Origin of the sequence: Streptomyces polygonati, from assembly GCF_042650325.1 — a bacterium.
Classification (GTDB): Bacteria; Actinomycetota; Actinomycetes; order Streptomycetales; family Streptomycetaceae; genus Actinacidiphila; species Actinacidiphila polygonati.
On sequence record NZ_JBHSBB010000008.1, the window covers coordinates 239,894 to 265,927 of the forward strand.

28 protein-coding genes and 1 pseudogene are annotated in these 26,034 nt (G+C 73.3%); 15 read left to right on the plus strand and 14 right to left on the minus strand.

Features of this window, described 5'->3' with window-relative positions:
* The first annotated feature begins 105 nt into the window (after positions 1-105).
* Together efeU and efeB are read left to right on the plus strand one after the other, a co-directional pair.
* Positions 106-2,250, plus strand: a complete 2,145-nt coding sequence (gene efeU / locus ACFO3J_RS09670; protein WP_386428304.1) for an iron uptake transporter permease EfeU — start codon at positions 106-108, stop codon at positions 2,248-2,250.
* 59 nt (positions 2,251-2,309) lie between these two features.
* Entirely contained in the window at positions 2,310-3,608 is a 1,299-nt protein-coding gene (gene efeB / locus ACFO3J_RS09675) for an iron uptake transporter deferrochelatase/peroxidase subunit (protein ID WP_386428093.1), read from the plus strand.
* 100 nt (positions 3,609-3,708) lie between these two features.
* Here efeB and ACFO3J_RS09680 read toward each other — a convergent pair whose 3' ends face one another.
* Positions 3,709-4,119 carry a BlaI/MecI/CopY family transcriptional regulator gene (locus ACFO3J_RS09680; RefSeq protein WP_386428094.1) on the minus strand — a complete coding sequence of 137 codons (411 nt, stop codon included), beginning with the start codon at positions 4,117-4,119 and terminating at the stop codon, positions 3,709-3,711.
* Positions 4,120-4,323: 204 nt separating this feature from the next.
* On the opposite strand from ACFO3J_RS09680, the gene ACFO3J_RS09685 reads away from it, so the two are divergent.
* Positions 4,324-5,028 carry a phosphatase PAP2 family protein gene (locus tag ACFO3J_RS09685; protein WP_386428096.1) on the plus strand — a complete coding sequence of 235 codons (705 nt, stop codon included), beginning with the start codon at positions 4,324-4,326 and terminating at the stop codon, positions 5,026-5,028.
* A 36-nt stretch (positions 5,029-5,064) separates the two neighbouring features.
* Here the strand turns inward: ACFO3J_RS09685 and ACFO3J_RS09690 are convergent, their stop codons facing one another.
* Genes ACFO3J_RS09690 through ACFO3J_RS09700 form a run of 3 tightly spaced genes read right to left on the minus strand, consistent with a single transcriptional unit; the run spans position 5,065 to position 8,247 of the window.
* Positions 5,065-5,838, minus strand: coding sequence for an SGNH/GDSL hydrolase family protein (locus tag ACFO3J_RS09690; protein ID WP_386428097.1), 774 nt, complete (start codon positions 5,836-5,838; stop codon positions 5,065-5,067).
* Between the two features lie 58 nt (positions 5,839-5,896).
* On the minus strand, positions 5,897-6,913 hold the full coding sequence (locus ACFO3J_RS09695) for a hemolysin family protein (protein ID WP_386428099.1): 1,017 nt from the start codon (positions 6,911-6,913) through the stop codon (positions 5,897-5,899).
* On the minus strand, positions 6,910-8,247 hold the full coding sequence (locus ACFO3J_RS09700) for a hemolysin family protein (RefSeq protein WP_386428101.1): 1,338 nt from the start codon (positions 8,245-8,247) through the stop codon (positions 6,910-6,912). The genes ACFO3J_RS09695 and ACFO3J_RS09700 overlap by 4 nt, the downstream gene beginning before the upstream one ends.
* A 160-nt stretch (positions 8,248-8,407) precedes the next feature.
* Between ACFO3J_RS09700 and ACFO3J_RS09705 the strand changes: the two genes are divergently transcribed.
* Positions 8,408-8,635, plus strand: coding sequence for an antitoxin (locus ACFO3J_RS09705; protein WP_386428104.1), 228 nt, complete (start codon positions 8,408-8,410; stop codon positions 8,633-8,635).
* Positions 8,632-9,003 (plus strand): fic family toxin-antitoxin system, toxin component, encoded by a 372-nt coding sequence (locus ACFO3J_RS09710; protein WP_386428105.1) that lies wholly within the window; start codon positions 8,632-8,634, stop codon positions 9,001-9,003. The genes ACFO3J_RS09705 and ACFO3J_RS09710 overlap by 4 nt, the downstream gene beginning before the upstream one ends.
* A 64-nt stretch (positions 9,004-9,067) precedes the next feature.
* On the opposite strand, the gene ACFO3J_RS09715 is transcribed toward ACFO3J_RS09710, so the two are convergent.
* The 4 genes from ACFO3J_RS09715 to bioB form a co-directional block, all read right to left on the minus strand.
* Positions 9,068-9,571, minus strand: coding sequence for a pyridoxamine 5'-phosphate oxidase family protein (locus ACFO3J_RS09715; RefSeq protein ID WP_386428107.1), 504 nt, complete (start codon positions 9,569-9,571; stop codon positions 9,068-9,070).
* An 86-nt stretch (positions 9,572-9,657) separates the two neighbouring features.
* Positions 9,658-10,404 carry a dethiobiotin synthase gene (bioD, locus tag ACFO3J_RS09720; protein WP_386428108.1) on the minus strand — a complete coding sequence of 249 codons (747 nt, stop codon included), beginning with the start codon at positions 10,402-10,404 and terminating at the stop codon, positions 9,658-9,660.
* A gap of 157 nt (positions 10,405-10,561) precedes the next feature.
* Positions 10,562-11,905, minus strand: coding sequence for an adenosylmethionine--8-amino-7-oxononanoate transaminase (locus ACFO3J_RS09725; protein ID WP_386428110.1), 1,344 nt, complete (start codon positions 11,903-11,905; stop codon positions 10,562-10,564).
* Positions 11,898-13,115: a biotin synthase BioB gene (gene bioB / locus ACFO3J_RS09730; RefSeq protein WP_386428113.1), complete on the minus strand. Its 1,218-nt coding sequence runs from the start codon at positions 13,113-13,115 to the stop codon at positions 11,898-11,900. Before bioB ends, ACFO3J_RS09725 begins: the two co-directional genes overlap by 8 nt.
* Before the next feature lie 153 nt (positions 13,116-13,268).
* Between bioB and ACFO3J_RS09735 the strand changes: the two genes are divergently transcribed.
* Positions 13,269-14,450 carry an 8-amino-7-oxononanoate synthase gene (locus ACFO3J_RS09735; RefSeq protein WP_386428115.1) on the plus strand — a complete coding sequence of 394 codons (1,182 nt, stop codon included), beginning with the start codon at positions 13,269-13,271 and terminating at the stop codon, positions 14,448-14,450.
* 50 nt (positions 14,451-14,500) lie between these two features.
* On the opposite strand, the gene ACFO3J_RS09740 is transcribed toward ACFO3J_RS09735, so the two are convergent.
* Positions 14,501-14,734: a DUF397 domain-containing protein gene (locus ACFO3J_RS09740; protein ID WP_386428116.1), complete on the minus strand. Its 234-nt coding sequence runs from the start codon at positions 14,732-14,734 to the stop codon at positions 14,501-14,503.
* Positions 14,735-14,798: 64 nt separating this feature from the next.
* Positions 14,799-15,656 (minus strand): helix-turn-helix domain-containing protein, encoded by an 858-nt coding sequence (locus tag ACFO3J_RS09745; protein WP_386428118.1) that lies wholly within the window; start codon positions 15,654-15,656, stop codon positions 14,799-14,801.
* Positions 15,657-15,916: 260 nt separating this feature from the next.
* Here ACFO3J_RS09745 and ACFO3J_RS09750 point away from each other — a divergent pair, with 260 nt between their 5' ends.
* Complete coding sequence (locus ACFO3J_RS09750) at positions 15,917-16,345, plus strand: ATP-binding protein (protein WP_386428120.1); 429 nt, start codon at positions 15,917-15,919, stop codon at positions 16,343-16,345.
* Positions 16,346-16,350: 5 nt separating this feature from the next.
* Here ACFO3J_RS09750 and ACFO3J_RS09755 read toward each other — a convergent pair whose 3' ends face one another.
* The 3 genes from ACFO3J_RS09755 to ACFO3J_RS09765 all read right to left on the minus strand — a co-directional run bounded on the left by ACFO3J_RS09755 (position 16,351) and on the right by ACFO3J_RS09765 (position 18,434).
* Positions 16,351-16,932, minus strand: coding sequence for a C40 family peptidase (locus ACFO3J_RS09755; RefSeq protein WP_386428121.1), 582 nt, complete (start codon positions 16,930-16,932; stop codon positions 16,351-16,353).
* Positions 16,933-17,471: 539 nt separating this feature from the next.
* Positions 17,472-17,792 (minus strand): hypothetical protein, encoded by a 321-nt coding sequence (locus ACFO3J_RS09760; RefSeq protein WP_386428123.1) that lies wholly within the window; start codon positions 17,790-17,792, stop codon positions 17,472-17,474.
* 6 nt (positions 17,793-17,798) lie between these two features.
* The gene (locus ACFO3J_RS09765; protein ID WP_386428125.1) at positions 17,799-18,434 is read right to left on the minus strand and encodes an ATP-dependent Clp protease proteolytic subunit; all 636 of its coding nucleotides are present in this window, start codon (positions 18,432-18,434) and stop codon (positions 17,799-17,801) included.
* 96 nt (positions 18,435-18,530) lie between these two features.
* Here ACFO3J_RS09765 and ACFO3J_RS09770 point away from each other — a divergent pair, with 96 nt between their 5' ends.
* The 8 genes and pseudogenes from ACFO3J_RS09770 (at position 18,531) to ACFO3J_RS09805 (ending at position 25,459) form a co-directional block, all read left to right on the plus strand.
* Positions 18,531-18,809, plus strand: coding sequence for a type II toxin-antitoxin system Phd/YefM family antitoxin (locus ACFO3J_RS09770; protein ID WP_386428126.1), 279 nt, complete (start codon positions 18,531-18,533; stop codon positions 18,807-18,809).
* Positions 18,810-18,910: 101 nt separating this feature from the next.
* Positions 18,911-19,213, plus strand: a complete 303-nt coding sequence (locus ACFO3J_RS09775; RefSeq protein ID WP_386428128.1) for an urease subunit gamma — start codon at positions 18,911-18,913, stop codon at positions 19,211-19,213.
* Between the two features lie 13 nt (positions 19,214-19,226).
* Positions 19,227-19,535: pseudogene (locus ACFO3J_RS09780) on the plus strand (urease subunit beta); the annotation flags it as partial.
* A gap of 88 nt (positions 19,536-19,623) precedes the next feature.
* A complete protein-coding gene (locus ACFO3J_RS09785) occupies positions 19,624-21,345 on the plus strand; it encodes an urease subunit alpha (RefSeq protein WP_386428129.1) in 1,722 nt (573 codons plus the stop codon).
* Between the two features lie 9 nt (positions 21,346-21,354).
* On the plus strand, positions 21,355-22,041 hold the full coding sequence (locus ACFO3J_RS09790) for an urease accessory protein UreF (RefSeq protein WP_386428130.1): 687 nt from the start codon (positions 21,355-21,357) through the stop codon (positions 22,039-22,041).
* 107 nt (positions 22,042-22,148) lie between these two features.
* The gene (gene ureG / locus ACFO3J_RS09795) at positions 22,149-22,844 is read left to right on the plus strand and encodes an urease accessory protein UreG (protein ID WP_386428131.1); all 696 of its coding nucleotides are present in this window, start codon (positions 22,149-22,151) and stop codon (positions 22,842-22,844) included.
* The gene (locus ACFO3J_RS09800; protein ID WP_386428132.1) at positions 22,841-23,605 is read left to right on the plus strand and encodes an urease accessory protein UreD; all 765 of its coding nucleotides are present in this window, start codon (positions 22,841-22,843) and stop codon (positions 23,603-23,605) included. Before ureG ends, ACFO3J_RS09800 begins: the two co-directional genes overlap by 4 nt.
* 258 nt (positions 23,606-23,863) lie before the next feature.
* A complete protein-coding gene (locus ACFO3J_RS09805; RefSeq protein ID WP_386428134.1) occupies positions 23,864-25,459 on the plus strand; it encodes an alpha/beta hydrolase in 1,596 nt (531 codons plus the stop codon).
* Between the two features lie 76 nt (positions 25,460-25,535).
* Here ACFO3J_RS09805 and ACFO3J_RS09810 read toward each other — a convergent pair whose 3' ends face one another.
* Positions 25,536-26,021: a YbaK/EbsC family protein gene (locus ACFO3J_RS09810; RefSeq protein WP_386428136.1), complete on the minus strand. Its 486-nt coding sequence runs from the start codon at positions 26,019-26,021 to the stop codon at positions 25,536-25,538.
* Between the last annotated feature and the right edge of the window lie 13 nt (positions 26,022-26,034).

Genomic DNA, 26,034 nt, shown 5'->3' on the forward strand with positions numbered 1-26,034 from the left:
TCCCCCGTGACGACAGTCGTGTAGACACTTCTGGGACCGATTGACTAAGGTATGCCTTCGCTAATGAAGGCAAGGCACACCTACCTCCATCGGGGAGAGCGCGGCATGTGGGACGACGCGTTTCCGAGCTTCCTGATCGGGCTGCGGGAGGGGCTTGAGGCGGGTCTGATCGTGTCGATCCTCGTGGCCACGCTGGTCCGGGCCGACGCCAAGTCACGGCTGCCGCAGGTGTGGACGGGCGTACTGGCGGCGATCGCCATGGCCCTGAGCTTCGGCGCGGTGCTCACCTTCACCGCGGCGAATCTCTCGGGCCAGGCGCAGGAGGCCTTCGGCGGCACCCTGAGCGTGGTGGCCGTCGCCTTCGTGACCGCGATGGTCTTCTGGATGCGCCGCTCGGCCCGCCACCTGTCCGGGGAGATCAAGCAGAAGGTCACCGCCGCGCTCACCATGGGCGTCGGCATGCTGGTGACCACCTCCTTCCTCGCGGTGGGCCGGGAGGGGCTGGAGACCGCGCTCTTCCTGTGGACGACGGCCAGGGCGGCCGGCGAGTCCTCGGGGCCGATGGCCGGCGCCGGGACCGGCCTGGTGCTCGCGGCCGGTCTGTGCTGGGGGCTCTACCGCCGGGTGCTGCGCATCAACCTGGCTAAGTTCTTCACCGCGACCGGCGTCGTCCTGATCGTCATCGCCTCGGGTGTGCTCGGTTACGGCCTGCGCGACCTCCAGGAAGGCGGCGTACTGCCGGGGAAGGGCGCCTACGCCGTCGATCTGAGCGCCCATGTCGACAGCGGCTCCTGGTACGCCACCCTGGTCCAGGGCGTGTTCAACCTGACGCCGACCATGACATGGCTTCAAATCGTCACCTACGCGGCGTATCTGGCGGTCGTGATGACGCTCTTCGTCCACGGCGTCAGGAAGCCCGTCCCGAGGACCGCGGACCGACCGGCGCCCCGGGCCGCCGCCGAACCGGCCCTGACCACCACCGGCCCCCCGGAGTCCGGGACCGACCTCACCCCCGCCCCCGCAGCTCCCGAACCCTCCCCGCCCGACGCCGTACGCCCGTCCGCCGGCGGCCCCGCTCCGGCCGCGCGCGGGCGGCGGCCGGTCTGGGCGGTCCCGGTCGCGGTGATCGTCGTCCCCGCCGCCGTCGCGGGCCTGATCGTGGGTCTCGGCGGCGGCAAGCCCGCCGGCGCGCAGACGGTGGCCGTCTCCGAGTCCGACTGCGGCAAGGGCTTCACCGCCCCCCGGCCCGGCCGGCGGACCTTCCGGATGCACAACACCGGCAGCCGGGCGTCCGAGGTCTATCTCGTCAACCCCTCGACCGACGCGGTCTACGGCGAGATCGAGGGCCTTGCCCCCGGCACCACCCGCGATCTGGTCGCGACCGTCGGCGGCGGCGACTACGCCTGGCGCTGTGTGCCGACCGGCGGCAAGGCCGTCACCTCGGCCTCGGTACGGGTGACCGGCGGCGGCAGGTCCAAGGCGGTCCTCCCGCTCGCCGAGTCCGAACTCCGGCCGCCGCTCGCCGCGTACCGGGCCTACGTCGGTGCCGGCCTCACCACCCTCGCCGCCCGGACGGACCGGCTGACGGCCGACATCACGGCCGGCGACCTGACCGCGGCCCGGGCCGACTGGCTCAGCGCCCACCGCACCTACGCCTCGCTGGGCGCCGCCTACGGCACCTTCGCCGACTTCGACGCGCGGATCGACGGCCGCCCGGACGGCCTGCCCGGCGGCGTCGGGGACAAGGACTTCACCGGCTTCCTGCGGATCGAGTACGGCCTGTGGCACGGCGAGCCGGCCCGCGCGCTGAAGCCGTACGCCGAGCGGCTCGGCGGCGATGTCACCGGGCTCCGGAAGGCGTTCCCGACCCAGCCCTTCGATCCGTCCGACCTGCCGCTGCGCAGCCACGAAATCCTGGAGAACACCCTCCAGTTCGAGCTGACCGGTGACACCGACGAGGGCAGCCACAGCAACCTGGACACCGCGGACGCCAACCTGGCCGGCACCAGGGAACTGCTGGCCGTGCTCCGCCCGCTGATCGCCGCCCGCGACCCGCACCGCCTGACCGCGGTGGACGCCGGCATCGCCCGGTTCCAGGGGCTGCTGGACGCCGCCCGCGAGGGCGGCGGCCGGACCCCGGTGGACGCGCTCGACCCGATGACCCGGGCCAGGATCGACGGCGCCCTGGGACAGCTGCTGGAAGACCTCGCACCGATCCCCGACCTCCTCGAGATCCGGAAGTCCGCCTGATGCGCGGGCCCGTGAGCAGTGATCAGCGCCAGCCGCGCCGTACGGAAGGGAAACCGCAGATGCCCGCCGCCCCCGACCCCGCCACCGAGGACGAGACGCCGGGCAGCTGCCCGCTGGGCGCGGGCCGCCGGTCCTTCGTGAAGACCGCGCTCGGCGCGGGCGCCGGGGCCGCGGCGCTGGCCGGCGGCGGTATCGCGGTGACGACGGCGCTGAGCGAGGACAGCGCGCGGGCCGCCGAACCCGGCCGGGCGGGGGCGGTGCCCTTCCACGGCGCGCATCAGGCGGGCATCACCACGGCCACCCCGCCGGCCGCGACCTTCGTTTCCTTCGACGTCATCGCCGCCGACCGGGCGGAACTGGCCGATCTGCTCAGGACGATCACCGACCGGGCCCGCTTCCTTACCCAAGGCGGTGTCCCCGCGGACCTCGGGGTCGGCGCCCCGCCGTCGGACAACGGCATCCTCGGCCCGACCGTCCCGGCCGACGCGCTCACCGTCACCGTGGGCGTCGGCGCCTCGCTCTTCGACGACCGCTACGGTCTGGCCGCCGCCCGGCCGCGCCGCCTGGGCCCGATGCGGACCTTCCCCAACGACAACCTCCGGCCGGCGGAGAGCCACGGTGACCTGTCGCTCCAGATCTGCGCGGGCAGCACGGACACGGTGCTGCACGCGCTGCGCGACATCGCCCGGCACACCAGGGGCGCGATGCAGATCAAGTGGCGGATCGACGGCTTCCACAGCGGACCCCGGCCGGCCGGGGCGCAGCGCAACCTGCTCGGCTTCAAGGACGGCATCGTGAACCCGGACGTGTCCTCGGGGCGGGAGATGGACCGGCTGGTCTGGGTGACGGACGCGCTCGGCGAGCCCGCGTGGGCCGTCGGCGGCAGCTACCAGGTGATCCGGATCATCCGGATGCTGGTGGAGTTCTGGGACCGGGTCTCGCTCACCGAGCAGGAGAAGATGTTCGGCCGCCGCAAGGACACCGGCGCCCCGCTGGACGGGGCGGTGGAGACCGACGCGCCGCGCTACGCCAACGACCCGCGGGGCACCGCGATCCCGCTGGACGCACACATCCGGCTGGCCAACCCGCGCACCGCGAAGACGGACGACTCCCGTATCCTGCGCCGCGGCTTCAACTACGACCGCGGTGTCGACACGGTCGGCGACCTCGACATGGGACTGGTCTTCTGCTGCTACCAGCAGGACGTGCGGCGCCAGTTCGAGGCGACCCAGACCCGGCTGATCGACGAGCCGCTGGTGGACTACATCTCACCGGTCGGCGGCGGCTACTTCTTCGCCCTGCCGGGGGTACGCGACACCCGGGACTGGCTGGGGCGGAGCCTGCTGTCCGCCCGCTGAGCGGATAAGCCCGGGTGCCGCTTCCCCCTCCCGGGCGCCGTGACCGGCGATGACCGGCGAGGGCGTGCGGTCGGCGGACCGGGCCGCCGCGCGAGCACGGTCACCCGTCCTCGCCGTCGACGTCCAAGTCGGCCAGCAGGCGCCGCAGCGACTCCTCGTCGTCCGCGGAGAGCCGGGACACGAAACGGGCCAGGACGGCATGGCGGTCCGGGCCCCTCCTGTCCAGCTCGGTGTGCATCCGCGCCGCCGCCAGACCGGCCGCGTCCTGAGTGGGGGTGTAGGCGTAGGCGCGGCCGGCCCGTGAGCGGGCGACGGTGCCCTTGTCGTGCAGCCGGGACAGCACGGTGGCGACCGTGTTGCGGGCCGGCGCGCCGCCGAGCACGCGGCGCACATCGGCCGGTGTCATCGGAACTCCGGCCGCCCACAGGGCGGTCAGTACGGCGGCTTCCAGTTCCCCGGAATGCCGGCGCGGGGCGTTCGGTTCGGCCATGGCGGTGTTCTCCGCTTCCATCGTCTACAGTCTTGTAGAAGGTCTACGTCACTGTAGACGGTCGGGCCGTCGGGACGGTCCCCGACCGGCCACATCCACCGGAGGCGCTCCCCGTATGACCCTGTCGCCCGCCGATCCGGCGCCGAGGCTCCAGGCCGCCGGGCCGGCCACCGCCGGTCCTCCCGGCCCCGTACGGACCGCATCGCAGAAGCGGGCGGGAGCCCGGTGACCCCGATCGCAAGACGCCCCACCCGACGCGCCGTGGCGCTGGCCGCCTGCCCCGCCGCTCTCTTCCTGCTGCTCCTCGCCGCCGTATCCGCGCGCGGCGGCGCACCCCTGGGCCCGGATCTCGCCCTGCACCACTGGGCGGTGGACCACCGGCCGGGCGATCTGCGGCAACTGGCCCTGCTGGTCAGCTCCACCGGCACCGGCCCGCTGCCGTACGTCGCCGCGATGCTGGCCGGCTGGACCGCCTGCGCGCGGTCGGCCGAACCCCGGCAGGAGGTGGCCGCCGCGCTGGCCGCCGTCGCCGTGCTGCTGACAGGCCAGGGCCTGCGGCTCGCGGCGATGGCGGCGGTCGCCCGGCCGCGACCCCCGATGGCCGACTGGGCGACGGTGGCCGGCGGCTCGTCCTTCCCCTCCGGCCACACCACGTCAACGGCTCTGGCGGCGGGGCTGCTCGTCTTCAGCGCGGCCCGAAGCGGCGCGCCCCGCCCGGTGGTCCGCGCCTGGCTGGCGGCCTGCGTCTGCTGGGCGGTGGGCGTCGGCGCCACCCGGGTCTACCTCGGCGTGCACTGGCCCACCGACGTACTCGGCGGCTGGCTCCTGGCCGCTGCCTGGCTGGCGCTGACGCTGCCTCTGCTCACCCGGGTCGCCGGCCCGCGCGGCCGCGCCCTCGCCTCGACCGGCGACACCGCACCCGCGAGGTGATCTTCGGGCCCTGCCACCCCGGACGGCGGGCAGGCCCTACTGGTCGCGGTAGGGAAGCAGTTCCGGGCGCTTGGGCGGACGCCCGTCGCCCGAGGAGCGGCCGGTGAGGCGGCGGCCGATCCAGGGCAGCAGATGCTCACGGGTGAAGCGCAGATCCGCGCCGCGCCGCGACGCCCACCCGGCGCGCACCGCCGGGGGCAGGGCGAGGGTCCATTCGGCCTCGGCGGGCAGACCCAGCGCCTGCCACACCGCCTCCGCGACCCGCTCGTGTCCTTCGGGGGTCAGATGCAGCCGGTCGTCCGCCCACATCCGCGCGTCACTCAGCACCCCCGCGCCGTACAGGTCGACCACCAGCGCGCCGTGCCGCTCCGCCACCTCCCCGACGAAGCGGAAGAGCTGCTCCATCCGGGGCAGGAACCGGGTGGCGACCGGACCGGTGCGGACCGGGCTGCGCATCAGCACCAGCTGCTTGCAGGCCGGTGCCAGCCGCTCCACGGAGCTCTCCAGCAGCGCGCACACCTCGTCGACGTCGCACTTGGGCCGCAGCGTGTCGTTCAGCCCGCCGACCAGGGTGATCAGATCCGCGCCCATCGCCGCCGCGAGGTCCACCTGGTCCTCGGCGATCTGCCGGATCAGCTTGCCGCGCACCGCGAGGTTGGCGTAGCGGAAACCCGGGTCGAGCGCCGCCAGCCGGGCCGCGAGCAGATCGGCCCACCCCCGGTAGGTGCCGTCGGGCAGCAGATCGGACATCCCCTCGGTGAAGGAGTCGCCGACCGCGACGAAGCTGGAGTACGTGATGGGCGTCTGCATGGCGCGATGATCTTATGCGACCGCTCGGCGGTACGGAACGCGGTCCGCACGACGAGGTCTACGGACGTCCCCGGCCCACCAGTTCCTTGAGGACGTCCTCCATCGTCACCAGGCCCACGCCCCGCCCCTCGTCGTCCACCACCGCCGCCAGATGGGCCCGGCCCGCGCGCATCGCGGTCAGCACGTCGTCCAGCGGCGTCACGGCCCCGACCCGGGTGATGGGGCGCAGCGCGGACCGGGGGAAGGGCTCGTCGGGCGGTTCGGCGTCCAGCGCGTCCTTGACGTGCAGATAGCCCAGCACCCGCCCGTCCGCGTCGGCCACCGGGAAGCGGGAGAAGCCGGACCGGGCGCCCAGCGCCTCCAGCCCCTCCGGGGTGATGCCCAGCTGCGCCCGCACCACCTGCTCGGCTGGCAGGACGATCCCGCCGACCGGCCGCCGGCCCAGTTCCAGCGCGTCCCGCAGCCGCTCGGTGGCCCGCTCGTCCAGCAGCCCGGCGGCGCCCGCGTCCACCACCATCCGGGACAGCTCGTCGTCCGAGAACACCGCCTCCACCTCGGTCTTCTGCTCGACGCGCAGCAGCTTCAGCCCGCCGTTGGCCAGCGTGTTCACCCCGAAGATGGCCGGCCGCAGCGCCCGGGTCAGGCCCACCAGCGGCGGCCCCAGCCGCAGCGCGGTCGGCACCGGCGCGGCCAGCGCGATGTTCTTCGGCACCATCTCGCCGAACAGCATGTGCAGATAGGTCGCCCCGACCAGCCCGATGACGAAGGAGACCGGACGCACCACCCCGTGCGAGACGTGCGCGGCGTGGAAGACCGGCTCCAGCAGGTGCGCGATCGCCGGTTCCGCCACGATGCCCAGCACCAGCGTGCAGGCGGTGACACCCAGCTGCGCGGCCGCCAGCAGCGGCGACAGGTGCTCCAGGCCCCACAGCACCCGGTGCGCCCGCCGGTCGCCCTCCTCGGCGAGCGGCTCGATCTGGCTGCGGCGCACCGAGATCATCGCGAACTCGGCGCCGACGAAGAACGCGTTCACCACGATGGTGAGCAGTCCGATCAGCAGCTCGACGAAGGTCATCGGCCCGGCTCCGCCGGCTCGTCGCCGGGGGGCGGCGACAGCAGCCGGGCCCGCGCCGCCCGCCGGCCGGCCGCCTCGGTGACCTCGATCCGCCAGCCGTCGATGCCCACCGTGTCCCCCTGCTCGGGAATCCGGCCGAGCCGCTGCGCCACCAGGCCGGCCAGCGTCTCGTACGGTCCCTCCGGCACACGCAGCCCGATCCGCTCCAGCTGGTCCTCGGTCCGGGTGGCGCCGTCGGCGTCGTAGATCCGGCGGCCCTCGGCATCCTCGCGCAGGAAGAGCAGCACCGGCACCTCCTGCGGATCGTGCTCGTCGCGGACCTCCCCGACCACCTCCTCGACGATGTCCTCCAGCGTGACCACCCCGGCCGTACCGCCGTACTCGTCGATCACCACCGCCATCGTCTGCCGTCCCGACAGCCGGTCCAGCAGGCGGTCGACGGTCAGCGACTCCGGCACCAGCAGCGGCTCGCGCAGCAGCTCGGTGACCGGCAGCCTCGGCCGGCGATGGGCCGGCACCGCCAGTACGTCCTTGATGTGCACGGTGCCGACCACCGCGTCGAGGGTCTCGCGGTAGACCGGGAAACGGGACAGGCCGGTGGCCCGGGTCGCGTTGGCCACGTCCTCGGCGGTCGTCCGCTCCTCCAGGGCGGTGACCTGGACCCGCGGCGTCATCACGTTCTCCGCGGTGAGGTCGGCGAGGCTGAGGGTGCGGACGAACAGCTCGGCGGTGTCGGCCTCCAGTGCCCCCTCCTTCGCCGAGTGCCGGGCGAGCGCCACCAGCTCCTGCGGCCCCCGGGTCGAGGCCAGTTCCTCGGTCGGCTCCAGGCCCATGCGGCGCAGCACCCGGTTGGCGGCGTTGTTGAGATGGCGGATCAGCGGTCCGAAGGCGGCGGTGAACCTCCCCTGCGGCCCGGCGACCGCCTTCACCACGGCCAGCGGCCGGGAGATCGCCCAGTTCTTCGGGATCAGCTCGCCGATCACCATCAGCACCACCGTCGAAATCACGGTGCCCAGCACCAGGCCGAGCGAGGACGCGGCCGACTTCGACACGCCGGCCCCCCGCAGCGGACCGCGCAGCAGCTTGCCGAGCGAGGCCTCCGACAGCATGCCGATGATCAGCCCGGTCGCGGTGATGCCGAGCTGGGCGCCGGACAACTGCACGGTCAGCGTCCGTACGCCGGCCAGCGCCGCGGCGGCCCCCCGCTCGCCCTCCGCCGCGGCCTGCTCCAGCTCGCCGCGCTCGACGGTGGTCAGGGAGAACTCGGCGGCCACGAACACGCCACAGGCGAAGGTGAGCAGCAGGGCCACCACCAGGAGCAGCACTTCGATCATCCGGACACCTCGGTCCCATGATCGACCAGGTCCCGGGGGAACGCACGCGTTCGGACCGTATCCGTCGGAAGGCGGGCCCCGCCGGGGCCCCGGCCGGGCCTGTCCGCGATCGGAGCGGGCACTCTTGCCGCTACTAGCGCCACGGCGCTAGCGTGGTGGTATGGCGAAGACCCAGTTGAATGTGCGGGTGGACGAAGCCACCGCCGAGACGGCACGGGAACGGGCCTCACAGCGCGGCATCAGCGTGAACCGCTACATCGAGGAACTCGTCCAGCAGGACGAGGGGGAGAACGGCCGGGCGTTCGTCCAGGCCGCCGCCGACTTCATGCGGCGGTACGAGCAGGTCTTCGAAGAGGAATTCGGCGGCCGGAGTGACGGTCCCCGTTGACCCTGCGGATCGACCTCGCCTGGCTGCTGATGGTCGCCGAGCACAACACGCCGGGCGACCCGCAGGTCACCGACTGGGGCGCGCTGGTGGCCGCGGTCAGCCGGCACCGGGCTGAGATCTTCGGCCGTCCCGTGTACCCCGACGAACACACCCGGGCCGCCGCGCTGCTCCAGTTACTGCTGCATGTGCCGGCCCTGGAACGCTCCAACGCGCTCTTCGCCACCGCTGTCGCCTACGCCTATCTGGTGGCCTGCGGGCTGAAGGTGACCACCACCCCGGAGCAGGTCAGGGAACTGGCCCGGCTGGTCAAGGACGGCGGCGCCGGGCTGGACCGGATCGCGGCCGAGCTGCGGGCCTGGACCGAATGACCGGTGGCGGCTTCGCGGGCGCCAGGAGCCGGAGCAGGAACGGGGGCGGGGCGGCGGGCGGGGCCTATTCGAGCCGCCATGTCGTCTGGGCGTATGTCCCGCCCTTGCGGAAGGCGATCAGCTTGGCGGGCGCCACCTCGTAGACACCCGCCGCGCCGCCGCCCTCGTGCCAGAAGGCGCCGTCCCTGACCTCGAAGCGCCACTCCTCGCCGTACTTCGCCACCCAGGCGCCCGACAGCAGCTCCAGCAGCGCCGGCTCCGTGACCGGGACGGCCGCGCCCTCGGCCACCACGTCCAGCCCCTCCTTGAGGGCATTGCTCCCGGTGGTCAGCGCGACCCGCGGGTTGGCGGCGAGATTGCGGGCCTTCTGCTCGCCGCCGCCGGTGGTGAAGTACAGCCGTGCGTCGTACCAGACGGCGATCAGCGGGGTGACGTGCGGACGGCCGTCGGCGCGGACGGTGGTCAGCCAGTACGTACCGGCCGTGGCCAGCACCGTCTCCACCTCCTCCCAGCCGGAGGGCGCGGCGGCCGGGTCGCTGAAACGCGGGTCGAGCATGCCGGGTGCCATGGCGTCTCCATCGACGGGGGAGCGGCTGTCGTCCCCCAGCATGACGGGAGGGTCCGACAATTCCCCGGCGCCGGGCCCGGCACGCCCTACGCGTCGGCGGCCACCGCCGCGAAGGGCGCCGGCGCGTAGGCACGGGCGAAGGCGGCCGCGTCCCAGGTGCCGCCCAGCTGCGGAGCCAGCCAGTCGGGGGCGGCCACGCGGAAGGTCTCGGGGGACAGGGCCCCGGCGGCTTCCGGCAGGGCGCCGAGCAGCGGGGCGCCGGCCGCCTCGGGGAGGTCGGCGAGGTTGCAGCGTTCGGCCAGCTCGGGCTCGGCCCGCCAGCTTCCGATGATCACACCGAGGCAGCTGAGCTTGTGGGCCTGGAGCGCCTGCGCGGTCAGCGCCGTCACATTGAGCGTCCCGAGTCCGGCGGGGGCCACCAGCAGCACCCGGGCCCGCAGCAGCGCCGCGGCGTCGGCCAGCGTGGAGCCCTGGGCGTCGTAGCGTACCAGCAGCCCGCCCGCGCCCTCGATCAGCACCACGTCGTGCACGGCGGCCAGCTTGGCCGCCGCCTCCGCGATCTCCTCAGGCCCGACCGTCTCCAGGCCGGCCCGCAGCGCCGCCGTGGCCGGTGCCAGCGGCTCCGGGTAGCGGGCGAGCTCCGCCGCCGTCACCTCCCCGGCCAGCCGCGCCACCTCCGCCGCGTCCCCCGGCGCCCCGCCGCTCACCCCGGTCTGGGCCGGCTTCAGCACCGCCACGCTCAGCCCCTGCGCGAGGGACGCGGCGGCCACAGCGGCGGTTGCCACCGTCTTCCCCACCTCAGTACCCGTCCCGGTGACGACCACGATGGCCATACCTCAGCTCCTTTCCTCGATGCTTCCCGGCTTCCCGGCTTCCCGGCTTCCCGGCTTCCCGGCTTCCCGGCTCTTCCGGGCCTACGGCCCTCAGGCGTTCGGGCCCGACGATACGGCCCCGCCGGCTCCGGCCCGCCCCCGCCCATGGCGCGGCGCCTCAGCCGGCCGCCGCGGCCCCCAGCAGCCCCGCGCAGATCCGCGCCAGATCCTCGTCCCCGGTCACATACGGCGGCATCGCGTAGACGAGGTCGCGGAAGGGCCGCAGCCACACCCCGGCGCGCACGGCGGCCCGGGTGGCCGCGGCCATATCCACCTCGTGGTCGAGCTGGAGCACGCCGATCGCCCCGAGAACCCGCACATCGCGCACCCCGGGGAGGCCGGCCGCCCCGGCCAGCCCCTCCCGCAGGCCCGACTCGATCCGTTTGACCTGCTGCGCCCAGTCCTGGTCGAGCAGCAGGTCGATCGACGCGCAGGCGACGGCCGCCGCCAGCGGATTGCCCATGAACGTCGGGCCGTGCGCCAGCACCGGGACCTCGCCCCGTGAGATGCCCTCGGCCACCCGCGAGGTGCACAGCGCGGCCGCCATGGTCAGATAGCCGCCGGTCAGCGCCTTGCCCACGCACATCACATCGGGCGCGACACCGGCGTGCCCGGCGGCGAACAGCTGCCCGGTGCGGCCGAAGCCGGTGGCGATCTCGTCGAAGACCAGCAGCACGTCGTGCTCGTCGCACGCCTCCCGCAGCACCCGCAGATACTCGGGGGAGTGGAAGGACATCCCTCCCGCGCCCTGCACGACCGGTTCCACCACCACCGCCGCCAGTTCGTCCGCGTGGCGGCCGATCAGCTCGCGCAGATGCCCGGCGTAGGCCGGGTCGGCGGGGGCGTCGAAGCCGGGCGGCGGCGCGTCGGCGAAGACCTGCCGTTGCAGCACACCGGACCACAGCTGGTGCATACCGCCGTCCGGGTCGCACACGGACATCGGCTGCCAGGTGTCCCCGTGGTAGCCGCCCCGCCAGGTCAGCAGCCGCTGCTTGCCCGGCCGCCCCAGCGAACGCCAGTACTGCAGGCACATCTTGACCGCGACCTCGACCGAGACCGAGCCGGAGTCGGCGAGGAAGACGTGCCGCAGCGGCTCCGGTGTGATCTCCACCAGCCGCGCGGCCAGCCGTACGGCCGGTTCATGGGTGAGCCCGCCGAACATCACATGGCTCATCCGGGACAGCTGCTCGCGTACCGCCTCGTCGAGCACCGGGTGCTGGTAGCCGTGAATCGCCGACCACCACGACGACATGCCGTCGATCAGTTCGGTACGGCCCTCGGCGGGGGCGGCCAGCCGCAGCCGGACCCCGGCCGCGGACTCCACCACCAGCGGCTGCTGACGGCCCGGCATCGGACCGTACGGATGCCAGACGTGCCGCCGGTCCAGCTCGAGCAGCACATCGGGCGGCAGGGGTGTCCGGGCGGCCCGGACACCCCCGCCGCCGGCCAGTGGTTCAGGCATTGGGCGGCAGGTCCGTCCCCGCGCCGCGCCGCCGGACGGCGACCAGATCCGTACGGACGCCCGGCGCCTTCTCCCCGTCCGGTACGGTCTGCGCCGCGGGCACGGTCACGGCCGGCTCGTGGGAGCCGCAGACACCGCCCTCGTGCCCGCCGCAGCCCGTCGCGCAGCCCGCCTGCCCTGGCACGTGCGAACCGCAGTCGGCGGCGGCGCGGTGCTCCGGCAGGGTCCGGGTCTGCGCGCCCTCCACCTCGAAGCCGGCGTCGGCGATCATGTCCAGGTCGGCCTGCCCGGCCTGCCCCTCGCTGGTCAGGTAGTCGCCCAGGAAGATCGAGTTGGCCAGGTGCAGGGCCAGCGGCTGCATCGTCCGCAGGTGCACCTCCCGGCCGCCCGCGAGCCGCACCTCGACATCCGGGCAGACGAACCGCACCATCGCCAGGATGCGCAGGCAGCGCTGCGGGGTGAGGTTCCACTCCTTGGCCAGCGGGGTGCCCTCGAAGGGGATCAGGAAGTTCACCGGCACCGAGTCCGGGTCGAGCGCCCGCAGCCCGAACACCACGTCCACCAGGTCCTCGTCGCTCTCGCCCATCCCCGCGATCAGCCCGGAGCACGCGGACAGACCGGCCGCCTGGGCCTGCCGTACGGTGTCCACCCGGTCGGCGTAGGTGTGCGTGGTGGTGATGTCCCCGTAAGTGGCCTCCGAGGTGTTGAGGTTGTGGTTGTACGCGTCGGCGCCCGCTGCCCGCAGCCGCTCGGCCTGGCCGCCGGAGAGCAGACCGAGGCAGGCGCACACCTCGACGTCCTCGTTCTGGTCCTTGATCGCCTCGATGGTCTTGGACACCCGGTCCACGTCGCGGTCCGTGGGCCCGCGCCCGCTGGCCACCAGGCAGACCCGCTTGGCGCCCCCCGCCACCCCGGCGCGGGCGGCGTCGGCGGCCTGGTCCGGCTTCAGCCAGGTGTACTTGAGGATGTCGGCCCGTGAGCCGAGCCGTTGGGAGCAGTAGGAGCAGTCCTCGGGGCAGAGCCCGGACTTGAGGTTGACCAGGTAGTTCAGCTTGACCCGGCGCCCGAACCAGCGGCGCCGTACCCTGCCCGCCGCGGCCACCACGTCCAGCAGTTCGTCATCGGGGGTCGCCAGTACGGCGAGCGCCTCGTCCCGGGTGGGCAGCTCGCGGCGCAGCCCCTTGTCCACCAGTGCGGTCAGCAGATCCATAGGGGCGATTTTCACCTACGACGGTGCCCGCAGCCAATGACGGACCGCACAACAGGGGTGGCCCGGGGTGTGTGCATCACCACACCCTGTGCACGTCCGGGGCCAAGTACGTTGCTTGCAACCACCACCCGAACCGCACCGAGGGGGACCGCCGTGAACGGCGCGACCAGCGTGAACGGCCCGCAGCACGCCGGGGCCACCGGCCCCTTCGCCTGGATCGCCGAGCAGGACCGGACCCGCCGCGCGGCCGGGCTGCGCAGGGAACTGCGCCCGCGCCCGGCCGAGTCGGCGCTGCTCGACCTGGCCGGCAACGACTACCTGGGCCTGACCCGGCACCCCGAGGTCACCCGGGCGGGAGCCGACGCCTGCTTGCGCTGGGGCGCCGGCGCGACCGGTTCCCGGCTGGTCACCGGCAGCACCGCGCTGCACGCCGAACTCGAAGCGGAACTCGCCGACTTCACCGGCTTCGAGGCGGCCCTGGTGTTCGCCTCCGGATACGCCGCCAATCTCGCCGCGGTCACCGCGCTCACCGCCCCCGGCACCCTGCTGGTCTCCGACGCCGCCAACCACGCCTCCCTCATCGACGGTTGCCGGCTGTCCCGGGCCACCACCGAGGTGGTCCGGCATGCCGACCCCGACGCCGTGGCCAAGGCGCTGGACGGGCACCGGGGCGCCGCCGTCGTGGTCAGCGACACGGTCTTCTCGGTGGACGGCGACGCCGCCCCGCTGGCCGCGCTGGCGGCTGTCTGCCGGGAGTACGGCGCCGGGCTGCTGGTCGACGACGCGCACGGCCTCGGCGTGCTCGGCGCGGAGGGCCGCGGCGCGGCGGCCGCGGCGGGTCTGGCCGGGGCGCCCGACCTGGTGTGCACCGCGACCCTGTCCAAGGCTCTGGGCGCCCAGGGCGGTGTGGTGCTCGGCCCGGCGGCCGTCATCGAGCACCTGGTGAACGCGGCCCGCACCTTCATCTTCGACACCGGCCTGGCCCCGGCCGCCGCCGGCGCCGCGCTCGGCGCGCTGCGGCTGCTGCGCCGCGAACCGGAACGGGCCGGGCGGTCGCGGGCGGTGGCCCGCGACTTCCACCGGCGGCTGACCGGGGCGGGCCTGGAGTCGAGCGCGCCCGACGCCTGTGTGGTGTCGGTACGCGCCCCCTCGGCCGACTCGGCGGTGGCCTGGGCGGCGGCCTGCCGGGCCGAGGGACTGGCCGTCGGCTGCTTCCGCCCGCCGTCGGTGCCCGACGGGGTGTCCCGGCTGCGGCTGACCGCCCGCTGCGATCTGACGGACAGTCAGGTCGCGGACGCCGCGGACATCATCGTCCGGACGGCGCCGCGGCCGTGACCCCGGGCCGGCCGCGTGGACGACCGCGGCCGGCCCGGGGACGGGGGGACTCAGGCCCGGCCCAGGCCGTCGCCCGTCAGCGCTCGTACGAAGTCCGCCCACGCGTCGGGCGGGAAGAGCAGCGCCGGCCCCAAAACGTTCTTGGAGTCGCGCACCGCGAGCTGCCCCGATGCCAGCCGGGCCGTCTCCACGCAGTTGTTCGCGGCGGTGCTGTGGCTGCTGCGCCGCCAGGTCACGCCAGAAAGAGCGGCACTGCAGGAAAGATAACGGGACCGCGTCGTCATGAGGCCTCCAATTTCCGGTCGGCGCGGCTGACTCGGCTCGTTCGGCTGACCGAACCGATCCGAACTAACCCGACAACTCGTCACGGATACCGGCGATCATCGCCGCCGACTCCTCGCGGGGAAGAGCCCGGGCGTGCAATCGGGTGAACGCGGCCGTGTAGGCCGTGATGTCCTCTTTCCGATCGACGTAGAGACTACCGGTCAAATGGTCGACAACGACCACATCCAGATCAGCAATGCGCGGAAATGAGAAGATGACGAAAGAATTCGTCACTCCCATGTGCCCACCGGCGGCGAACGGCAGGACTTGCAGCCGGACCTGCGGAAGTTCTGCGGCCTCCTCCAGTTTCCGCAACTGGGCCGCCATCACCTCGCGCCCGCCGACCCCGCGCCGCAGCACCGCCTCGTCGAGCACCGCCCACAGCTCCAGCGGCGAGTCCTGCCGGAGCACCGCCTGCCGGGCCAGGCGCACGTCGACCAGAGCGTCCAACTCCCGCCGGTCCAGCTGCGGCATCACGTCCGCGGTCAGCGCCCGCGCGTAGTCGGGGGTCTGGAGCAGCCCCGGGACCACGGTGTTCTCCATGGAGCGGGCCCTGGCGGCCCCGGTCTCCAGGGTGATGAAGTCGCGGTACTCCACCGGCAGCACATCGCGGAAGTCGTGCCACCAGCCGCGCTGGTAGCCCTTGCCGGCGAGGGTGCCGAGCAGATCGCGCACGGCCAGGTCGTGCACCCGGTAGACATCGAGGAGCACCGTCACATCCTCGGCGCGGACGCTGCTGCGACCGGTCTCGATCCGGCTGACTTTCGACTGGTGCCATCCGGCCAGCGTGGCCGCTTCACCACTGGTCAGCCCGGCCAGGTCGCGTAATCGACGCAACTCCTCGCCAAGTCTGCGCCGGCGTACGGCGGGGACCCGTTCCATGCTCTCTCGCGCCTCCTGAGTGTGCGATGGCGGCCGCACGGCCGCCATTACGACAGTGTGCCGACCACATGCGTATCCACGTAGCAGAGTTCACTGATTTGAGCGACAGATATATGCAGACGGGTGTGGAACGCCCGCAATGGCGGCACCATGAGTGCACTGCGGTGCGAATCGGCAGTATCCGGACCTGAGGTGAGAAACGGGTCGGGAACCCCGGCGCACCGTAGCCCGGTCACGGGAGGAAAGGGAACGGCGTCGCCATGGCGGATCCACAGGAAGCAACGGTCACCCTGCCCAGCGACCCCGCGTCGGTGACGACGGCCCGGCGCTATGTGTGCGCGCTGCTTCAGGGATGGGGGCTGCCACCGGACGATCCGGCAGCCGACTCGGTACGGCTGATCGTCTCCGAACTGGCCACCAACGCGGTGCTGCACACCTCCGGCCAGTCACCGACCTTCACCGTGGAGGTGCGGCTCGAACACGGCGAGCAGCTGCACATCGGGGTCACCGACAGCCACCCGCGCTGGCCCCGCCGGCTGCCCGCGGCCGTCCAGCAGGACAACGGCCGGGGCATGGTGATCATCCGTCACCTCACCGTCGAATCCGGCGGCGGCCTCCATGTCACCCCGACCGAGGACGGCGGCAAGACCGTGTGGATCATGCTCCCCTGGGCGGTTCCGGTGCCCTGAGGGTTTCACCGCACCCTGCCGTACCAGACGTGATGGGTCCAGATGTGTTCGAGCCGTACCCGCGCCCCCGTCTTGGGGGCGTGCCAGATGTTGCCGCCGCCGGCGTAGATCCCCACGTGGTAGACGGAGGAGCCGGACGAGCCGGTGTGGAAGAACACCAGGTCGCCGGCCTTCCGCGAGCGCGCCAGGATGTGCCGCGTGCTGTTGTACTGGGCGGCCGCGGTGCGCGGGATCGCCTTGCCGGCCCGCTTGAAGGAGTAGAGCGTCAGCCCGGAGCAGTCGAAGCGGTACGGACCCGTGGCGCCCCACTGGTAGGGCGAGCCCTTCTTCGACGCGGCCACGCCGAGCGCCAGGGCGGCCGGAGTGCCCGCCTCGGCCCGCTGGGCGGCGCCCGACAGCAGCGAGGGCACGGTCACGGCCGCCGCGGTGAGCACGGAGGCCGCACCGAGCCGGGAGAGCCGGGCGGAGATCCGGGCGGGCGGACGGCGGACGGGGGCCGCGGTGGCGGCAGGGGTGGCGGCCGGCCCGGGGGAGGACGGGCGGGCGGCGTCCGTCTCCGGCGAGGAGACACGGTGGAGCGCGGTCATGCGCGACCCTTCGTCGTCAGCCTGCGAAGGATGACCTGTCGGGTTCGAGCAGGCGAAGATGCCCGGCCGCGATCAGCGCGGCTTCACCCCAAGGGGCGGCCGGGAAGCAGTCTCCGTGGCCGGCCCCGTCGTGCTGGGTCCTCCGCTCCCGCCGTTGCACTCGTGTCGACCTGGCATCCGCGCGGCGGCAGGATTGGGCGTCCGCGCGGACCGCCCCGTCACGGCGACGGGGGCTTGTCGTCACCAGGGATGCTTACGCACGCAGCGTGCTCATGCAGGGACAGAAACGCGCTGTGTGAGTTTCATCACAGATCGGCCATCCGACTGAGCAGCGGCCGGGAAGCCGCGCCGCGGACCTGCCTCCCGGGCGCTGACCTGGTGTGATGACCGTGAAGCCGGACGACGTCCAGCCGACACGCGCAACTGCGGCGGAATTCCGCGCCCGCCGAGCCGGGTGCCATTCGGGTGAGGCCGCCGTGTCATCGCGCCGGGTGTGTCCGGCGCCGCGCGCCGGCCGGCTCGGCGGGCGCCTCCGCGGTTCACTCCTCCGGGGGTCCGGCCGCCGGCTCGGGCGCCACCGTGACCAGCCCGGAGCGGCGCTCGCCGTCCAGCACGCGCAGCGCCCGGCCGAGTGTGCCGTGGTGCAGTTCCGTCTCGCCGCGCATGTGCATCACGGTGAGCGCGTCCTTGAGGGCCACCGCCCGGCTGACCAGTGCCTGCGCCGCCCGTAAGGCCGCGTAGGTGTCGGTGGTCCGGGACGGATTGATCCGTCCCAGTAGATCGACCGCCTCCAGATAGCGGTCGACCAGCTCGCCCTCGGACCGGGTGAGGGCGGGCAGCGGCGGCGGTTCGGGTGTCACCGCGGGTCACCTCGGGCGGTTCGGGGCCGGGTTGGTCTTGCGGCCGGCCGTCAACCGGTCCGCCAGTCCGTACGCCACCGCGGCCTCGGCGTCGAAGACCTTGTCCCGCTCGATGTCGGCGCCGACCCGCTCCCGGTCCTGCCCGGTGTGCCGGCTCAGCAGGGTCTCCAACTGCTCGCGGACGCGGAGCATCTCATGGGCCTGGATCTCCAGGTCGGAGATCTGCCCCTGTATCCCCTCGCCCATCGACGGCTGGTGGATGAGGATCCGCGCGCCCGGAGTGATCATCCGCTTGCCGTGCTGTCCGGCGGCCAGCAGCACCGCGGCGGCGGAGGCCGCCTGGCCGATGCACACCGTGGACACCTCGCAGGTGACGAACTGCATGGTGTCGTAGATGGCGGTCATCGCCGAGAAGGAGCCGCCGGGCGAGTTGATGTAGAGATGGATGTCCTGCTCGGGGGCGGCGCTCTCCAGGTGGATGAGCTGGGCCATCACGTCGTTCGCCGAGGTGTCGTCGATCCGGGTGCCCAGGAAGACGATCCGCTCCTGGAGCAGCTTGGAATACGGGTCCATGGTGCGAACCCCGTTACCGCTGCGCTCGGTGAACTCGGGCAGCACATAACGGGCGGTCGGTCGGAACATGGCAGGCACCTCCGGCGCTTCCTTCGGGTCCATCGAGGTCCGTCAGGTCCATCACTTCAAAATGTACAGGACGTACATCTCGTTATGATGGGGAGCATGACCCATGACGTCCCGGTGACACAAGCGCGCGCGGAGCTGGCCGAGCTCATCAACCGCGTCGTCTACGGCGGTGAACAGGTGGTGCTGACCCGTCACGGCAAGCCGCTCGTCGCCCTGGTGTCCGCCGCTGACCTGCAACGACTGCGTGATCTCGACGAGCAGGCCGAGGAGCGGGTGATCAGCACCGTGTCCGCCGTCGGCTCCCGGCCGTCCGCCACGGGCGAACGCCGCAGGTTCGGCATCGCCGCCGAGCACCGCGGCCCCGAGGTGCGCTGAATCCATGGCGGAGCCCGTAACAGCCGCCCGTAACAGGCGTTAACGCAGGCGAAACGCCGCCGAACTAATCTCGCGGAACCCGGACGACTGTGAGGTGCAGTGTGCAGCTGACCCCCCATGAGCAGGAGCGGCTGCTCATCCATGTCGCCGCCGACGTGGCCGCCCGGCGGCGCGCCCGCGGGCTGCGGCTCAACCATCCCGAGGCGGTCGCGCTGATCACCGCGCACCTCCTCGAAGGAGCCCGCGACGGGCGGACCGTCGCCGAGCTGATGGCGTCCGGCCGCAGCGTCCTGACCCGCGAGGATGTCATGGACGGCATCCCCGAGATGATCCACGAGGTCCAGGTCGAGGCCACCTTCCCGGACGGCACCAAGCTCGTCACCGTCCACCAGCCGATCGTCTGAGGGGCGGGCCACAGTGATTCCCGGAGAGATCCTCCTCACCGACCAGCCGCTGCCGCTGAACGCCGGCCGTCCGGTGACCCGGCTGACGGTGCTCAACGCCGCCGACCGGCCGGTCCAGGTCGGCTCCCACTACCACTTCGCCGAGGCCAACCCCGGACTGCGCTTCGACCGCGCCGCCGCGCACGGCCTGCGGCTGAACATCGCGGCGGGCACCGCCGTCCGCTTCGAGCCCGGCATCCCCGCCGAGGTCGAGCTGGTGCCGATCGCCGGGCAGCGGATCGTCGCCGGCCTGCGCGGCGAGACCGCCGGCCCGCTCGACGCGGGTTCCGGCGGCAGCCCCGGGCCGGCGGCCGCCGACCCGGACCCGGACCCGGACCCGGCAGGAAACCCCGACCCGAACGGAGCCGAGCGTGGCTGAGCTGTCCCGGGCCGTATACGCCGACCTCTACGGCCCCACCGCCGGCGACCGCATCCGGCTCGCCGACACCGATCTGCTCATCGAGGTCGAACGCGACCTGGCCGGCGGCCCGGAGCGGACCGGGGACGAGGCGGTCTTCGGCGGCGGCAAGGTGATCCGGGAGTCCATGGGGCAAAGCCGCGCCAGCCGCGCCGAAGGCGCCCCCGACACGGTGATCACCGGCGCGGTGGTGCTGGACCACTGGGGTGTCGTCAAGGCGGACATCGGCATCCGTGACGGCCGGATCACCGCACTCGGCAAGGCCGGCAACCCCGAGACCATGGACGGCGTGCACCTGGACCTCGTCATCGGCCCGGAGACCGAGATCATCGCGGGCAACGGCAAGATCATCACCGCCGGCACGATCGACGCGCACGTCCACTTCATCTCGCCCACCCTGATGACCCAGGCGCTCGCCTCCGGTGTCACCACCGTCATCGGCGGCGGCACCGGACCCGCCGAGGGCACCAAGGCGACCACCGTCACACCGGGCGGCTGGCACCTGGCCCGGATGTTCGCCGGCCTGGAGGCCTACCCGGTCAACGTCGGGCTGCTCGGCAAGGGCAACACCGTCAACCAGCAGTCCATGCACGACCAGTTGAAGGCCGGCGCGGTCGGCTTCAAGATCCACGAGGACTGGGGCTCGACCCCGGCGGCCATCGACGCGTGCCTGACCGTGTGCGAGCGGACCGGCGCCCAGCTCGCCATCCACACCGACACGCTGAACGAGGCCGGCTTCGTGGAGGACACCCTCGCGGCGATCGCCGGGCGCGGCATCCACGCCTACCACACCGAAGGCGCGGGCGGCGGGCACGCGCCGGACATCATCACGGTGGTCTCGCAGCCGCATGTGCTGCCCTCGTCCACCAACCCGACCCGGCCGCACACCGTCAACACCGTCGAGGAGCACCTCGACATGCTGATGGTCTGCCACCACCTCAATCCGGCGGTCCCGGAGGACCTGGCCTTCGCCGAGTCCCGTATCAGGCCGTCCACCATCGCGGCCGAGGACGTACTGCACGACCTCGGCGCCATCAGCATCATCAGCTCCGACTCGCAGGCGATGGGCCGGATCGGCGAGGTCGCGCTGCGGACCTGGCAGACCGCCCATGTGATGAAGCGGCGGCGCGGCCCGCTGCCCGGTGACGGCCCGGCCGACAACCACCGGGCCCGCCGCTATGTCGCCAAATACACCATCAACCCGGCGGTGGCCCAGGGCCTCGACGCGGAGGTCGGCTCGGTCGAGCCGGGCAAGCTGGCCGATCTGGTGCTCTGGGAACCGGCGTTCTTCGGCGTCAAACCCCAACTGGTCATCAAGGGCGGCCAGATCGCCTACGCGCAGATGGGCGACGCCAACGCGTCCATCCCCACCCCGCAGCCGGTGCTGCCCCGGCCGATGTTCGGCGGCGTGGGCTCGGCCCCGGCGCTGAACTCGGTCAACTTCGTCACCGAGGCCGCGCTGGCGGACGGACTGCCCGAACGGCTCGGTCTCGGCAAGCAGTTCACCGCCGCCCGGGGCACCCGGGCGGTGACCAAGGCCGACATGCGGGAGAACGACGCGCTGCCGGTGGTCGAGGTCGACCCGGACACCTTCACGGTACGGATCGACGGTGAGGTGGTCGAGCCGGCGCCGGCCGCCGAACTGCCCATGGCCCAGCGGTACTTCCTCTTCTGAGGAGCGACGATGACCCGACCTGCCGCCCGCGCCGCCCTGCTGCTGCTCGCCGACGGCCGTTTTCCGGCCGGCGGCCACGCGCACTCGGGCGGGGCGGAGGCCGCCGTCGCCGACGGCCGGGTCCATGACGCGGCCACGCTCGCGGAGTTCTGCCGCGGCCGGCTGCACACCACGGGACTGGTCGCCGCCGCACTGGCCGCGGCGGCGACCGCCGGGCTCGACCCCCTGATCCTGGACGAGGCGGCCGACGCCCGCTCACCTTCTCCGGCGCTGCGGGCGGTCTCGCGCCGTCTGGGCCGCCAGCTGCTGCGCGCGGCGCGGGCCGCCTGGCCGGACCCGGCCCTCGACGCCCTGGCCGCCGCCCACCCGCGCGGCGCCCACCAGCCCGTCGTCCTCGGCCTCACCGCCGGGGCGGCCGGTCTCCGCCCGCTGGACGCCGCGTACGCCGCCGCGTACGAAGCCGCCAGCGCCCCCGCCACCGCCGCGGTCCGCCTGCTCAGCCTCGACCCCTTCCACGCCGCCTCGGTGCTGGCGCGGCTGGCTCCCGACATCGACCTGGTCGCGGCGGCGGCGGAGTCCGCCGCCGCCGAGGCCCTGACCGAGGGCGTGGCGGCCCTGCCCGCCGCCTCGGCGCCCCTGCTCGACCTCGCGGCCGAGCACCACGCGACCTGGCCGGTCAGGCTCTTCGCCTCATGACCGGCCGCCAAACGTCACTCGCCACCGGCCACCAGCCGGTCAGCCACCCGCCGCGCCGCCGCCCGGCCCGCCACCGTCCTCGTCCGCCCGTCCCCAGGGAGTCGGCCATGCACCTCGATCATCCTCAGGTTTTCCCCGAGCGGTACGCCCACTCCGCCCCCGGGACCGGCCCCGACGGGCGGCGCCGGGCGCTGCGGATCGGGCTCGGCGGCCCGGTCGGATCGGGCAAGACGGCCACGGTCGCCGCGCTGTGCCGCAGGCTGCGCGACGAGGTGGCCATCGCGGTGGTGACCAACGACATCTACACCCGTGAGGACGCCGACTTCCTGCTGCGCAACGCCGTGCTGCCCGCCGAGCGGATCGTCGCCGTCGAGACCGGGGCCTGCCCGCACACCGCGATCCGGGACGACATCTCGGCCAACCTCGAAGCCGTCGAGGACCTGGAGGAGGCGGTGGGTCCGCTCGACCTGGTGCTGGTCGAGTCGGGTGGCGACAATCTGACCGCGACCTTCTCCAAGGGGCTGGTGGACGCGCAGATCTTCGTCATCGACGTGGCCGGGGGCGACGACATCCCCCGCAAGGGCGGCCCCGGCGTGACCACCGCCGATCTGCTGGTGGTCAACAAGACGGACCTCGCCCCCTATGTCGGCGCCGACCTGGACCGGATGGCCCGCGACGCCGCCGCCCAGCGCGGCCACCTGCCGGTGGTCTTCACCTCGCTCGCCGCGCCCGACGGCGTCGCCCCGATCGCCGGCTGGATCGCCGAACGGCTCACCGCCTGGGCGTCGGTGGCGGCCGGATGACCGGTCGCGGCGTCCGGGCCGTCGCCCGGATCGGAGCCGTCGCGGACGGGCGCGGCGGTACGGCGCTGCCGGTGCTGGCGGGGGAGGGCCCGCTGGCGCTGCGCCGGTCGCGCGGCGGCGCGGTGATCCTGGTGGGGGCGATGAGCGCCCCGCTGGGCGGGGACCGGCTGCGGATCGAGGCCGATGTCGGCCCGGGGGCGCGGCTGGTCGTCGGGTCCGCCGCGGCGACCGTGGCGCTGCCCGGCCTGGACGGCGCGGCGGCGTCGTACGACATCCGGCTGACCGTCGGCGACGACGCGGCCCTGCGCTGGCTGCCGGAACCGCTGATCTCGGCCAAGGGCAGCTCGCTGCGGATGACCACCCGGATCGAACTCGCGCCGACCGCACGGCTGTTGCTGCGCGAGGAGCAGATACTCGGCCGGCACGCCGAAGCTCCCGGCGATCTGACCACCCGGCTCACCGTGCACCGCGACGGAGGCCCGCTGTACGACCAGGAGCTCTCCTACGGCCCGGCCGCACCTGCCTGGTCCGGCCCCGCCGTGCTCGGCCCCTACCGGGCGGTCGGCCAACTCCTCCTGGTCGATCCCGACTTGGCCCGCGACCCGGCCAAGCCGCTGATCCTCACCGACTCCCCGAAGGAGGGCCGGGCCACGCTGACCCCGCTCGCCGGCCCCGCCCTGCTGGTCACCGCCGTGGCCGCCGACGGCCTGCGCCTGCGCCGACTGCTGGACCGGGGCCTCGGCGCGGCCCGGCATCGCTGAACCGGCGCCGGTACGAACACGGCGAGGGCGAGCCCGCGCCCGGCGGCGACCCCCTGGTCCGGCCGCACCGCGTCCCGCGTCACCCGGGCGGCCCACCGCCCGACCGGGTGATCCCGGCCAACTCCGGCCGAAAATCGTATTTTGACGAAGAATCACCCGGCTGGGCTGTTCACAGCAGACACACAGGGGAAAGTATCCGCACCTCATCACTGTGATCCCCGTGGCCACAAGTCACGGTTCTTCAGGGGGAGGTTCGACGTGAGACGCACGATCGTGCTCGTCTCCACCGGTGTCCTGCTCGCGGGCGCCGTCGCTGTCGCCCCGGCGGCCACCGCCGGCCCGCCGCGGACCACGGCGCCGAGGTCCGTCACCGTACCGGAGCAGGTCGGCGAGCTGATCGCCGCCCGCGGCGCCGCGCGGCAGGGCGTCGACTGGGCGGACTGCCCGGCCGGCTGGGGACTGGCCGCGCCCGTGCGCTGCGGCTGGGTCACCGTGCCGGTCGACTACGCCAAGCCGTTCGGCGACACCATCCGGCTGGCGGTCGACCGGGCGGCGAGCACCGGCGCCCCCGCCGAGCGGCAGGGCTCGCTGATCTACAACCCGGGCGGCCCCGGCGGCTCGGGCCTGCGCTTCCCGCTGCGCTCCACCACCGCCGCCCCGCTGTGGGTCAAGACCGCCAAGGCGTACGACTTCGTGGGGTTCGACCCGCGCGGCGTCGGGCACTCCGCGCCGATCTCCTGCGAGGACCCGCAGGAGTACGTCAAGGCGCCCAAGGCCGACCCGGTCCCCGGCGACGAGGCCGACAAGCGCGCCCAGCGCAAGCTCGCCGCCGAGTACGCCCAGGGCTGCCTGGAGCGCACCGGCGCCCGGATGCTCTCGCAGATGACCACCGCCAACACCGCCCGCGACCTAGACGTCATCCGGGCCGCGCTCGGCGAGAGCAGGCTCAACTACCTCGGCGTCTCCTACGGCACCTACCTCGGCTCGGTCTACGCGAGCCTCTTCCCGACCCATGTGCGCCGGATGATCGTGGACAGCGTGGTCAATCCGGACCGGGACCAGATCTGGTACCAGAACAACCTCGACCAGGATGTCGCGTTCGAACGGCGCTGGAAGGACTGGGAGACCTGGGTCGCCTCGTACGACTCCGTCTACCACCTCGGCGACACCGCGGGAGCGGTCCAGGCGAACTGGGAGCAGTTGCGCGCCGCGGCCAAGGCCCAGCCGATCGGCGGCGTCATCGGCCCGGCCGAACTGCTCGGCTACTTCCAGAACGCGCCCTACTTCGACTCCACCTGGGCCTCCGTCGCGGGCGTGTGGAGCAGCTACCGGGCCGGCGACACCCAGGCCCTGGTGGACGCGGCCGGCCCGGACCCGTCCGACACCGCGGGCAACACCACCGCCGAGAACGGCAACGCCGTCTACACCGCGGTCGAGTGCACCGACGCCGAGTGGCCCACCAGCTGGCGTACCTGGGACCGCGACAACACCGCGCTCAACGCCTCGTACCCCTTCCTCACCTGGTCCAACGCCTGGCTGAACCTGCCGTGCGCCACCTGGCCGGTGCCGCAGCGGACACCGGTCACGGTGCACGGGGGGCGCGGACTGCCCGGGGTGCTGATCGTGCAGAGCGTCCGCGACGCGGCCACCCCCTATGACGGCGCGCTCGAAGTCCACCGGAGGCTCGAAGGTTCCCGGCTGATCACCGAGCGGGACGCCGGCTCGCACGGCGTCACCGGACTGGTCAACCCCTGCGTCAACGACCGGGTCGACGACTATCTGCTGACCGGCCGGCTCGGCGACCACGACGTGGTGTGCGGCCCGCACGCGGCGCCGGTGCCGGCCGCCCGCTAGCCACCCGGTAGGAAGAGGCCGCCCGCGCCCCGAGCAGGGGGCGCGGGCGGCCCGCCGGAGGAAGCCGCGGGCGGTCTCAGCCGGCGATCGGCTCGATCCGCGGCGCCGCGACGCGCTCGTAGTCCTTGGCCGACAGCGCCAGCGACCGGTCCAGGCGAGCCGCGTTGAAGAAGATCTCGTCCTGAGCCAGCAGCGCCGGGTCCACGACCAGTTCCAGCTTGTCGTCGAAGGAGAACGGCAGCACGGTGCCGCTGACACTGCCGGCCAGCCGCTCCGCGATGTCCTGGGAGGCGAAGGACACATAGGTGCCCATCAGCAGCGCCTTCACCGCGTTCAGGTCCACCCGGCGGTCGCCGGGCACCACCGCGAGCACGTAACGGGTCACCTTCTTGCCGACCTTGACCATCACCACGATGCATTTCGCCGCCTGCGCCAGCGAGTTGCCGCGCAGGCCGCTCACCACCTCGGTGGCGCCCTCGGGCGCGTGGTCGATGGTCCGGTACCGCGCGCCCTGCTCGTCCAGCAGCGCGATCAGCCGGTCGTACGTCTCGTGCTCGCTCATACCCGCCTACGGT